Source organism: Pseudomonas sp. ENNP23, assembly GCF_001728945.1.
Taxonomy (GTDB): Bacteria; Pseudomonadota; Gammaproteobacteria; order Pseudomonadales; family Pseudomonadaceae; genus Metapseudomonas; species Metapseudomonas otitidis.
Genome location: NZ_LYSP01000023.1, coordinates 84,214 through 95,595, shown reverse-complemented (window position 1 = coordinate 95,595; position 11,382 = coordinate 84,214). Strand labels below are relative to the sequence as shown.

7 protein-coding genes and 1 other RNA gene are annotated in these 11,382 nt (G+C 66.0%); 1 reads left to right on the top strand and 7 read right to left on the bottom strand.

The window, feature by feature from the left end:
- Window positions 1-53 precede the first annotated feature (53 nt).
- The 3 genes from A9G05_RS14555 to ssrA all read right to left on the bottom strand — a co-directional run bounded on the left by A9G05_RS14555 (window position 54) and on the right by ssrA (window position 1,777).
- Window positions 54-329, bottom strand: coding sequence for a hypothetical protein (locus tag A9G05_RS14555; protein ID WP_069561658.1), 276 nt, complete (start codon window positions 327-329; stop codon window positions 54-56).
- Between the two features lie 131 nt (window positions 330-460).
- Window positions 461-982: a nucleotidyltransferase family protein gene (locus tag A9G05_RS14550; RefSeq protein ID WP_371850566.1), complete on the bottom strand. Its 522-nt coding sequence runs from the start codon at window positions 980-982 to the stop codon at window positions 461-463.
- A 443-nt stretch (window positions 983-1,425) separates the two neighbouring features.
- Window positions 1,426-1,777, bottom strand: a transfer-messenger RNA (tmRNA) gene (gene ssrA / locus A9G05_RS14545).
- 139 nt (window positions 1,778-1,916) lie between these two features.
- Between ssrA and A9G05_RS14540 the strand changes: the two genes are divergently transcribed.
- Window positions 1,917-4,832, top strand: a complete 2,916-nt coding sequence (locus tag A9G05_RS14540; protein ID WP_069561656.1) for an ATP-binding protein — start codon at window positions 1,917-1,919, stop codon at window positions 4,830-4,832.
- Window positions 4,833-4,911: 79 nt separating this feature from the next.
- Here the strand turns inward: A9G05_RS14540 and A9G05_RS14535 are convergent, their stop codons facing one another.
- From A9G05_RS14535 to A9G05_RS14520, 4 genes are all read right to left on the bottom strand, one after another.
- Window positions 4,912-5,211 carry a hypothetical protein gene (locus A9G05_RS14535; protein WP_338135397.1) on the bottom strand — a complete coding sequence of 100 codons (300 nt, stop codon included), beginning with the start codon at window positions 5,209-5,211 and terminating at the stop codon, window positions 4,912-4,914.
- 264 nt (window positions 5,212-5,475) lie between these two features.
- The gene (locus tag A9G05_RS14530) at window positions 5,476-8,286 is read right to left on the bottom strand and encodes an FAD-binding and (Fe-S)-binding domain-containing protein (protein WP_069561655.1); all 2,811 of its coding nucleotides are present in this window, start codon (window positions 8,284-8,286) and stop codon (window positions 5,476-5,478) included.
- 68 nt (window positions 8,287-8,354) lie between these two features.
- The gene (gene lldD, locus A9G05_RS14525) at window positions 8,355-9,500 is read right to left on the bottom strand and encodes an FMN-dependent L-lactate dehydrogenase LldD (protein ID WP_069561654.1); all 1,146 of its coding nucleotides are present in this window, start codon (window positions 9,498-9,500) and stop codon (window positions 8,355-8,357) included.
- A gap of 146 nt (window positions 9,501-9,646) precedes the next feature.
- Entirely contained in the window at window positions 9,647-11,332 is a 1,686-nt protein-coding gene (locus A9G05_RS14520; protein ID WP_069561653.1) for a lactate permease LctP family transporter, read from the bottom strand.
- Between the last annotated feature and the right edge of the window lie 50 nt (window positions 11,333-11,382).

The window sequence follows — 11,382 nt, the reverse complement described above, 5'->3', positions numbered from 1 at the left end:
TGAAAAAAGACGTCCTCGGACGTCTTTTTTGTGGGCGGGGAGGGGAGGTGTGGTCAGGCTTGCGCTTGGGCCGCGCGCCTTGAGGCCGTCTCTCGGGCTACGGCCTTCCAGGTCTTCTGCTCCGGCTCCAGCTCGGGATAGGCCTTCACGGCGGGGTTGATGAGGTCCATGACGATCATGCCCATGGCTTTGCCGGTGATCCGGGTCAGGTCGTCCTGCTGTGCCTCCGTGAGGTGGGGCAGCGCCTCGCGGAGCAGGTCATTCAGCGCCGCCAGCGCATCGATCCCGCCGTCCCGTATGGCCTTTGCGGCGTCCAACGTCAGTGTCATGGGCTATCTCCATCCTGGGAATTGGGAGCGGCAGTATGGCAAAAGCTAGTCGAGGGCCCAAAGAAAAAGCGGGATCAGTGCAAGCGCAGTAGCGGCACTTTAATGCGCTCTGCGCAGATTGGCTGACGTTGCTAAGGCTCTATCGCCAAGTAGGGCCAACGCTCTTGGTAGCTGTTCGCTTTTTGCAGAAAGAGGTCGGGTTGGGGGTTCAAGGGGTTGATTCGCAGTATTCCGCGATCCAGGTCATCCAGCCCATGCGTGCAGTACAGGTCCCCCGTGCTGATGTTTATCCCGACGCACGTTGCTTTTATGAGGTACCTATCGATCCCATCTGTCACCGTCTGTAGGGGTGGGTAGATGACGCCGAACCTGCTTTCGTACCAAAGGTGAACTCGGGCCTGATTGCGAACCTCTATGTTGGCCTTCAGCGAGGAGCACACTCGGCGAACATGTTGGATGACTCGGTCTTCGGTCTCCCAAGACAGGTCATCGTCGTAATAGATGACGTCGTAATCCTTCACTCCCCACCCTGCTGGCTGGCCGCAGTGTTTATTCCAGACCGCTTGAAAAAGGCATCCAGCCGTCAACATGCAGTTTGGTAGGTCCAGCGTTGCCAGCCGCTCAAGAAGCAGTTGGTTGATGGGGTTCTCCATGGCCAACGCTATTACGCGCTGGCTGTTCAATGACACCATCCGGCCGCTCCTTGGGTCTTCCGTCATCGGGACTTTAAGTTTGGTGGCGACTTACGGAAACCAAAGGGTGGTTCGTTTCCCTCTCGTTGCCCTGGGTTTCGGTAAGAGACTCTGCTGATTTCGTGACACTCAAATCAATAGCCTCAGGACGGTCAAGAGTGCGGCGATGCTGAGGCTTGATGCGGTTTGTAGGCCCTTGCCGGTACGCGAAGATCGCGTTCCGCGGGTGCCGCGCTGCGTATAAAGCGAGTGTGGGGGGCAGAACCAATGGGCGTGATGCAATGCAGTTGGCCTTGCTGGAAAGGTCCATGCCCACGAATCAGTGCGTCGGATCGGTGGGTCGACACTTTTTCGACACCCAAAGAAAAACCCCTGACTTTCGCTAGGAAAATCAGGGGTTTATTTGGTGGAGCCGGGGGGATTTGAACCCCCGTCCGCCAGTTCTCCGCTTTCGGGACTACATGCTTAGCCTGGTCTACTGAGTTAGCTCATTGCCGCCCGACAGGCAGGGTGCTTTGAGCGAGCTGTATAAGTTTTAGCCGTTACGTCTACAGCGAACTTGGCGGCGATCCTGTTCTATCTGACAGTCGTTTCGGGTTTACAGGCATCCCCTAGCGACTGCTGGCGCATTAAGCAGCCAGAGCGTAGTTGTCGTCGTTGGCAACTATTAAAGTGCAGCAACTGATTTACGAGGTCTGCTGCCAGCTCGGCATGCCCCTAGAGTTTTGTTACCGGCGTCGAATCCTAATCGGCCCCGATGCTCGCTCTAGAGCAGGGGCGCATCGTACGCCAAAACCCGGGCAACGTCGACAGTCCCGCGATAATTGGGGGCGGGCTGGCCGCATGACATATGATTGCCAGCTATCGTCAGGGTGTCCCTTACAGAGAGCGTCCCATGCTGCGTTCACGTCATCCCCTTCGCCAGTGGATCTGGCGGGCGTTCGTGCAGAGCGCGCTGATTCCGCTGATCCTCGTGGAGTCGGTGCTGATCGCCGCCTACCTGCTGACCAACAGCGCCATCCGCGATGCGCAGCTCGACTACCTGCAGCGCAGCGCGCTGGATGACCTGAGCAGCGCGGTCATGCGCGAGGGCAAGATCATCGACGGGCGCCTGCAAAGCATCGAGATGCTGACGCGGATGTACCGCGACGCGACCCATCGCGCGCTGCACCACGAGGACTTCCGCCCCGACGCCCTGGAGCGCCAGCGCCACGCGCAGACCCCGGACGGGGTGTTCTACACCCGCAGCGACGACGGCCGCGCCGCCTCCTTCTATGCCAACAGCACGCCGCCTTCGCAGCAGGACCGCGAGAAGGTGATGCGCCTGTCGCAGTTGGACCCGCTGATGAAGTCCATCCGCGATTCCGACCCGCTGATGGCGGCGGTCTATTTCAACACCTGGGACAGCTACAACCGCATCTACCCCTTCTTCATGACGCCCGAGCAGTATCCCCATGACATGGTGATACCCGACTACAACTTCTATTACCTCGCCGACGCGACCCATAACCCGCAGCGCCGCGTGGTCTGGACCGACGTTTACCTGGACCCGGCCGGGCAGGGCTGGATGATGTCCGCCATCGCGCCGGTGTACACCGGCGATTTCCTCGAAGGGGTGGTGGGTCTCGATATCACCGTCGACAAGATGCTCAAGGAGATTGGCGGCCTCAAGGTGCCGTGGCAGGGCTACGCGATGCTGGTGAGCCGGGACAACAGCATCATGGCGCTGCCGGAGGCCGGCGAGCGCGACTTCAGCCTGCGCGAACTCACCAGCTACTCCTACGAGGAGGCGGTGCGTCGCGAGATGCTCAAGCCCGAGGATTTCAAGCTCGACCGCTTCCCCGAGATGCGCCCGCTGCTGGCGGCGATGAAGGGCGACACGGGTAACGTGCAGGAGGTGGTGCTGGGGGGACGCAAGCAGATGGTCGCCTGGACGGAGATTCCGCAGACCGGCTGGCGCCTGATGATGGTGGTGGACGAGGCCAACATCTTCAGCGAGACCAATCGCCTGGCCGAGCGTTACCAGCAGATCGGCTACCTGCTGATCGCCGGCCTGGCGTTCTTCTACGCGCTGTTCTTCGCCTGGATGTGGTCGCGTTCGCGGCGCCTGTCCAACGAGCTGTCGGTGCCCATGTCCGGCATCGTCGGCATGATGAGCAGCCTGGGTCGGGGCGATTACCACCCCGCGGCGCCGCAGAGCGGTATCCAGGAGCTGGCCGACATGGCCGAGGCGGTGCAGCTCACCGGCGCTCAGTTGCAGGCCAGCGAGCAGGAGCGCTTCCAGGCCCAGCGCAATCTGGAGCTGGTGCTGGAGAGCACCACCGAGAGCATCTGGGAAACCGACCCGCAGGCCCACACCATCCGCATCAGCGGACGTTTCGCCCGGCGCTTCGGGTTGCCCAGTGACCACCTCAGCCTGGCCGACTTCAACAAGCGTGTTCACCCCGACGACATCGAGCGGTTGCGCCAGTTGCGCACGCAGTTCTCCAATGGCGAGCAGGAGGGCTTCGACGCCGAGTACCGCTTCGCCGACGCCAACGGGCAATACGCCTGGCTGCTCAGCCGCGGCAAGGTGCTGGAGCGGGATGCCGATGGCCACGCCAAGCTGGTGGCGGGCACCCATGTGGACATCACCCGCCTCAAGGAGGTGGAAGAGGAACTGCGCCGTGCCACCCGCGAGGCCCAGGCCGCCAGCCAGGCCAAGAGCCGCTTCCTCTCCAGCATGAGCCACGAGTTGCGCACCCCGCTCAACGCGATCCATGGCTTCGCCCAGCTCATCACCCTGGATGCCGAGGGGCGCGAGGAGCGCCGTGAGGAGGGCGAGTACGCCCAGGAGATCGTCAATGCCAGCCGGCACCTGACGTCGCTGGTGGACGACATCCTCGACCTCTCCAGCATCGAGAGCCGCCGCCAGCAGTTGCAGCTCAAGCCGGTGGACATCGGCCCGCTGCTGACCAGTTGCGCCGAGCTGATCCAGCCCGAGCTGCAGGCCCGCCAACTGCAACTGCAGATGATGGCCGCGCCCGAATCGGCGCTGTTCGTCATGGCCGACGCCCGGCGTCTGCGCCAGGTGCTGCTCAACCTGTTGTCCAACGCGATCAAGTACAACAGCCCGCTGGGCATGGTCAGCCTTGGCTACGAGGCGCGTGCTACCGGCGTGCGCCTGTGGGTGGCCGACACCGGCTCGGGCCTCAGTGAGGAACAACAGGCGCTGCTGTTCCAGCCGTTCCAGCGCCTGGGGCGGGAGAACTCCACCATCCCCGGGACCGGCATCGGCCTGGTGCTGTGCCGCGAGCTGGCGGAGCTGATGGGCGGGCAGATCGGCTTCAGCAGCACCCCCGGTGTCGGCAGCCGCTTCTGGATCGACCTGCCCAGTGCCGCCGCGCCCCAGCCCCGGGGCTCGCTGAACGAGCACATCGATGCCATCGCTCTGCCGGAAGTGCTCTGCGTCGAGGACCACCCGGCCTGCCTCAAGGTGCTCAAGGAAGGGCTGCGCGAGGTGGCCGACGTGCGCGGGGTCGGCTCCATCGGCCGCGCCCTCGCCACCCTCGACCAGATGACCCCGGCGCTGCTGGTGCTGGACCTGGACCTGCCCGACGGTGACGGCCTGCAGGTGCTCGACCAGGTACACCGCTCCGCCCACTTGCAGGGCATGCCGGTGATGGTGGTGAGTGCTGCGGCCGACGATGCCCTGCTGACCGAGGCGCGCCGCCGAGGCGCCGATGTCTGCATGACCAAACCAGTGGACTTGCAGCAACTGCGCCAGCTCGCCGTGTCCCTGCTGGAGCGTGCCGCCCGCATCAACGAGTAGGCCCCGCACGCTGGGTGCCCTGCTGTCTTTGCGGCCCGGCTTACTGCCGGGCCGCCTTGTTGCGACCTTCTACCTGCCGCTACTGCGACGCCCCGTCGGTGTTGGGGCGCTGCAGGCTTTGCAGGGCCATGTTCGAGGCGCTGATGCAGCCTTCGGTGTCGCCGTGGGTCTTGGCCTGTTCGGCCTTGGCGCGCAGGTCCTGGACTTCCTGCTTGAGCGGATCGCCGAGGGTGGTGGCGGTGGCGAGCTGGTCGCTGATCTTCTGCAGGTTGAGGGTGCAGAGGTCGTCGGCGAAGGCCAGGGGGGGACGCCAGCAGGGTAGCGCCGAGCAGCAGGGCAGTGCGTTGCATGGGGTGGTCCTCTCTTCGTTCTGTGGCACTCGGAGGGGCCTTGCGGGACGGCCGGGTGGAGCACGGATGTCCGAGATGGGCGAGCCGGCGCGAAGCGGGCTCATGAAGGTGGACAGGGTGGCGGGGAGGGCGGTTCAGGTTTTCTGCTGGGGAACTGTCCCCGCCCCACCATCCCACGCTTGGCAACACTGCAGCGTGCTCACACACGGTGCTGTCTTGCCGGGCTGTGAAGAACCATAAAAAAGCCCCGCTCGAGGCGGGGCGCAATCCGTGCCGGGCACGGCTCTTGAGGTTCAGTCCGCGCGGGGGCGGGTGACCCGGTCCACCAGGTAGACCAGGCCGTGGTAGTCGATGCTGCTGTGGTGGCTGAGGCCGATCTCGCAGGTGCGGCTGGTGGAGACGCCTTCCTCGCAGATCTGCACGGCGTCCTTCAGGCTGCGCAGGGCGTGGCCGTTGAGTTCCGGGGTGGTGAAGCCCTTGTCGCCGGCGAAGCCGCAGCAGTGGATGCCTTCGGGGACGACCACCTGGCGGGTGCAGCGGCTGACCAGGTCGATCAGCGCCTGGGATTCGCCCAGGTGCTGGGTGCTGCAGGTGACGTGGACGGCCACCGGCTGCTCCTGGGGGGTGAACTCCAGGCGGTCGAGCAGGTGGGTACGGATGAACTTCACCGGGTCGTGGATCTTCAGCCGGGGGTCGTCCAGCCCCTGCACCAGGCGCAGGGTGCAGGGGCTGGTGTCGCAGTAGATCGGGTCGAGGCCGCCGCGGCTGGCGCGCAGCAGTTCGGCCAGCAGTTCGTCGCGCTTGTCGTCGGCCTGGCGGGCGTAGCCCTTGGAGGCGAAGGGCTGGCCGCAGCAGAGGTTGTCGGCGTTGTCGGGGAAGACCACCTGGTAGCCGGCCTTCTCCAGCAGTTGGCGGGTCTTGTCCATCAACGGCATCTGCTCGTCGGCACCGGCGGCCGGGCCCATGGCGCGGGAGACGCAGGCGGTGAGGTAGACCACGCGCGGCCGTTCGCCCATGGGGGCGGCGGCCGGTGGGTCGAAGCGCACCGGTTGCGGCATGGCCGGGGTCCACTGGGGCAGGCGTTCGCCACTGGCGCGGTGCAGGGCTCCGCTGAGGCGCGCCAGGCGCGGGGCGCCGAGCACGGCTCGGGTGAGGTTGGCGGTGGCCAGCAGCAGGCGGGCGCCCTTGAGGGTGGTGGCGAAGTTGCGCGCGAGCCAGGTGGCGGTGCCGGGGCGGTGGGCGTGTTCGCCGCGCAGCTTGCGCACCAGATCGCCGGTGTTGATGCCGACGGGGCAGCGCTGGGCGCAGAGGCCGGTGGCGGCGCAGGTGTCGACGCCCTGGTAGGCGAAGGCTTCTTCCAGCTCGCGGGTGTCGATGCCGGCGCGCTTGCGGGCCTGGATGTCGCGCCAGATGACGATGCGCTGGCGTGGGCTGAGGGTCAGGCCCTTGGAGGGGCAGACCGGTTCGCAGAAGCCGCATTCGATGCATTTGTCGACGATCTCATCGGCGGCGGGCAGCGGTTTGAGGTTCTTCAGGTGCAGTTCGCGGTCGTCGCTGAGGATGACGCCGGGATTGAGGATGCCGGCGGGGTCGAGCAGGCGCTTGAGCTGCCACATCAGTTGGTAGGCGTCGTGGCCCCATTCCAGTTCGACGAAGGGCGCCATGTTGCGGCCGGTGCCGTGCTCGGCCTTGAGGGCGCCGCCGAACTCGACGGCGACCAGTTGGGCGACGTCCTGCATGAAGGCATCGTAGCGGGCGACCTGCTCGGGGCTGTCGAAGCCCTGGGTGAAGACGAAGTGCAGGTTCCCTTCCAGGGCATGGCCGAAGAGGATGGCCTCGTCGTAGCGGTGCTTGTCGAACAGTTCGATGAGGCGGTTGACGCCGGCGGCGAGCTGTTCGACGGGGAAGGTGACGTCTTCGATGATCACCGTGGTGCCGGTCTGGCGCACAGCGCCGACGGCGGGGAAGGTGTCCTTGCGGATCTTCCAGAGCTGGTTGTAGACGACCGGGTCCTCGCTGAAGTCGACCTTCTGCTCCACCGGGAAGTCGGCGATGGAGGCGGTGATCTGCGCGAGCTGTTCGTGCAGCAGGCTGGCGCTGGCGGCGCGGGATTCGATCAGCAGGGCGCAGGCGCTGGCGGAGAGGCCCTTGACCCAGGTGGGCATGCCGGGCTTGTCCTGCACGGAGCGCAGGCTGCGGCGGTCCAGCAGTTCGACGGCGGAGACCGGTTGCTGCTTGAGCACGGGCACGGCGCGGCAGCAGGTTTCCACGTCGGGGAAGACGATCAGCGCGGAGGCCTTGTGCGGGTGCTCGGGCACGGTGTGGTAGGTGACGGCGCTGATGAAGCCGAGGGTGCCTTCGGAGCCCACCAGCAGGTGGGTGAGGATGTCCAGCGGCTGGTCGTAGTCCACCAGGGCGTTGAGGGACAGGCCGGTGGTGTTCTTGAGGCGGTATTTGTGGCGGATCTTCGCGGCCAGTTCGGTGTTGGCGCGGGTCTGCCGGCCGAGTTCGCCGAGCTGCTTCAGCAACTCGCCGTGGCTGGCCTGGAAGGCGGCAACGCTGGTCGGGTCTTCGCTGTCCAGCAGGGTGCCGTCGGCCAGCACCAGGCGCAGGCCGGCGAGGGTGTGGTAGCTGTTCTGGGCGGTGCCGCAGCACATGCCGCTGGCGTTGTTGGCGACGATGCCGCCGATCTTGCAGGCGTTGATGGAGGCCGGGTCCGGCCCGATCTTGCGGCCGTAGGGGGCGAGCCAGGCGTTGGCCTGGGCGCCGATGACGCCGGGCTGCAGGCGGATCTGCTCGCCGCCCTTGCGGATGTCGCGGCCGTTCCAGTTGTCACCGAGGACGATCAGCACCGAGTCGCTGATGGCCTGGCCGGAGAGGCTGGTGCCGGCGGCGCGGAAGGTGACGGGCACCTGTTCGGCGTGAGCGGCCTTGAGCAGGGTGATGACTTCGGCTTCGCTCTCGACCCGCACCACCAGCTTGGGGATGAGGCGGTAGAAGCTGGCGTCGGTGCCGAAGGCGAGGGTGGAGAGCGCATCGTCGAAGCGCCGGTCGCGGGGGATCAGGCGCTCGACGGTGTGCAGGAAGGCGGCGGGCAGGCTCATCGGTCAGGTCCTGTCATCAACGGTGGGGTGCGGGCCGCTTGGGCGGCCTCGTCTTGGATGGGCGCCGTTCAGCGGGGCAGGTCGCGCACCAGTGAGTCGGCGTTGATCTCGGCGATGGACTTGGCGCCGGTGAGCACCATGGCCACGCGCATTTCCTTTTCGATCAGGTCCAGCAGGTTGCTCACACCGGCGCCGCCGGCGGCGGCCAGGGCGTAGACGAAGGCACGGCCGAGCATGACGGTGTCGGCGCCGAGGGCGAGCATGCGCACGACGTCGAGGCCGGTGCGGATGCCGGAGTCGGCGAGGATCTTCAGTTCGCCCTTGACGGCGTCGGCGATGGCGGGGAGGGCGCGGGCGCTGGAGAGCACGCCGTCGAGCTGCCGGCCGCCGTGGTTGGAGACGATGATGCCGTCGGCGCCGAAGGTGACGGCGTCACGGGCGTCCTCGGGGTCGAGGATGCCTTTGATGACCATGGGGCCTTGCCAGAAGTCGCGGATCCATTCGAGGTCCTTCCAGGAGATGGAGGGGTCGAAGTTGGCGCCGAGCCAGCCGATGTAGTCGGCCAGGCCGGTGGGGTTGCCACGGTAGGTGGAGATGTTGCCGAGGTCGTGGGGCTTGCCGAGCAGGCCGACGTCCCAGGCCCAGGCGGGGTGGGTCATGGCTTGCAGCACGCGACGCAGTGGGGCGTTGGGGCCGCTCATGCCGGAGTGGGCGTCGCGGTAGCGGGCACCGGGCACGGGCATGTCGACGGTGAAGACGAGGGTGGTGACGCCGGCGGCCTTGGCGCGTTCCAGGGCGTTCTTCATGAAGCCGCGGTCCTTCAGCACGTAGAGCTGGAACCACATGGGCCGGTCGATGGCCGGGGCGACTTCTTCGATCGGGCACACCGAGACGGTGGAGAGAGTGAAGGGGATGCCCTTGGCCGCTGCGGCCTTGGCGGCCTGCACTTCGCCGCGTCGGGCGTACATGCCGGTGAGGCCGACGGGGGCGAGGGCTACAGGCATGGCGAGGGTTTCGCCGAACAGTTGGGTTTCGAGGCTGAGCTCGGACATGTTCCGCAGCACGCGCTGGCGCAGGGCGATGTCGGCCAGGTCCTGCACGTTGCGGCGCAGGGTGTGCTCGGCGTAGGCGCCGCCGTCGATGTAGTGGAACAGGAAGGGCGGCAGCTTGCGTTGGGCGGCGGCGCGGTAGTCGGTGGAGGCGGAGATGATCATGGGCTCTTCCGTTTTGGCAGAAAACGTGGATCGAGCGCGCTGGAGCGATACAGGGCGGAAATGGCCGGGGAGCCGAGCCTACCTATGTAGGCGAGCCTCTCCGAGGCCATTCCCTTGCTGCATCGCCGACGCGCAGCCGGCTCTCGTCAGTGAACCAGCATGCCGGTGAAGACATAGGCCTGCGCCAGGGTGATCAGGCCGACCATGGCGGCGAAGATCAGGCTGTGCTTCAGGGTGAAGCGGAACAGGTCCGACTCCTTGCCGACCATGCCGGTGGCGGCGCAGGCCACGGCGATGGACTGCGGGGAGATCATCTTGCCGGTGACGCCACCGCTGGTGTTCGCAGCGACCAGGAGGGTGTCGTTGACGCCGATCTGGTGGGCGGTGGTGGCCTGCAGCGAGCCGAACAGGGCGTTGGAGGAGGTGTCGGAACCGGTGAGGAACACGCCCAGCCAGCCGAGGAACGGCGAGAAGAACGGGAAGGCTGCGCCGGTGCCGGCCAGGACCAGCGCCAGGGTGGTGGACATGCCGGAGAAGTTGGTGACGAAGGCGAAGGCCAGCACCATGCCGATGGAGAGGATCGGCATCTTCAGCTCGACGAAGGTTTCCCCCAGACTGGTCAGACCATTTTTGATGTTGATCTTCAGGATCAGCATGGAAACCACGGCGGAGAGGAAGATCGCGGTGCCGGTGGCGGAGATCGGGTCGAACTTGTAGACGGCCGGGATCGCGGTGGCGGTGGCGACGATGGGGGCGCCTTTCATCACCAGTTGATCCAGGTGCGGGATGGCGAACATGAAGACGAAGTGCTCCAGCGCGCCACCCGGGGCGAACAGGGCCTTGAACGGTTTCAGGGTCCAGAGGGTGACCAGGACGGTCAGCACCAGGAACGGTGACCAGGCCTTGAGGATCTCGCCGAAGCTGTAGGGCGACGGGGTGCTGCTGCGCGGGCCGCCGAAGCCGCCCATGACGGCTGCACCGCCGGAGACGCCGACCACCTCGCGGTCTTCGGCGCGCTTGGGCTGCCACACCTTGAGGAACAGGGTGAGGGACACCAGGCTCACCAGGGCGGAGGTGATGTCGGGCAGTTCCGGGCCGATGAAGTTGGAGGTGAAGTACTGGGTGATGGCGAAGCTGGCACCGGCGACGAGGGCGGCCGGCCAGGTTTCCTTGATGCCGCGCCAGCCATCCATCATGGCCACCAGCCAGAACGGCACGATGATCGACAGGAAGGGCAGTTGGCGGCCGGTCATGGCGCCGATCTTGAAGGCGTCGATGCCGGTGACCTGGCCCGCGACGATGATTGGGATGCCGAGGGCGCCAAAGGCCACCGGGGCGGTGTTGGCGATCAGGCACAGGCCGGCGGCGTAGAGCGGGTTGAAGCCCAGGCCCACCAGCAGTGCGGCGGTGATGGCCACGGGGGCGCCGAAGCCGGCGGCCCCTTCGAGGAAGGCGCCGAAGGAGAAGCCGATCAGCAGGACCTGCAGGCGCTGGTCGTCGGTGATGGAGAGCACGGAGCTGCGGATCACTTCGAACTGGCCGCTCTTGACGGTGAGTTTGTAGAGGAACACCGCGGCGACGATGATCCAGGCGATGGGCCAGAGGCCGTAGGCGAAGCCGTAGCCGGCGGCGGCGAAGGCCATGTCGACCGGCATCTTGAAGGCGAAGATCGCGACCGCGAGGGACAGGGCCAGGGTGATGGTGCCTGCGATGTAGCCCTTCATGCGGAACACGGCGAGGGCGAGGAAGAAGAAGACGATGGGGATCAAGGCGACCAGCGCGGACAGGCCGAGGCTGCCGAGCGGGGTGTAGATCTGTTGCCAAGCTTGCATTCGGGTGGCTCCCTGATTGTTTTTGGAGTGCCTGTTGGCCTTCCGGAGTC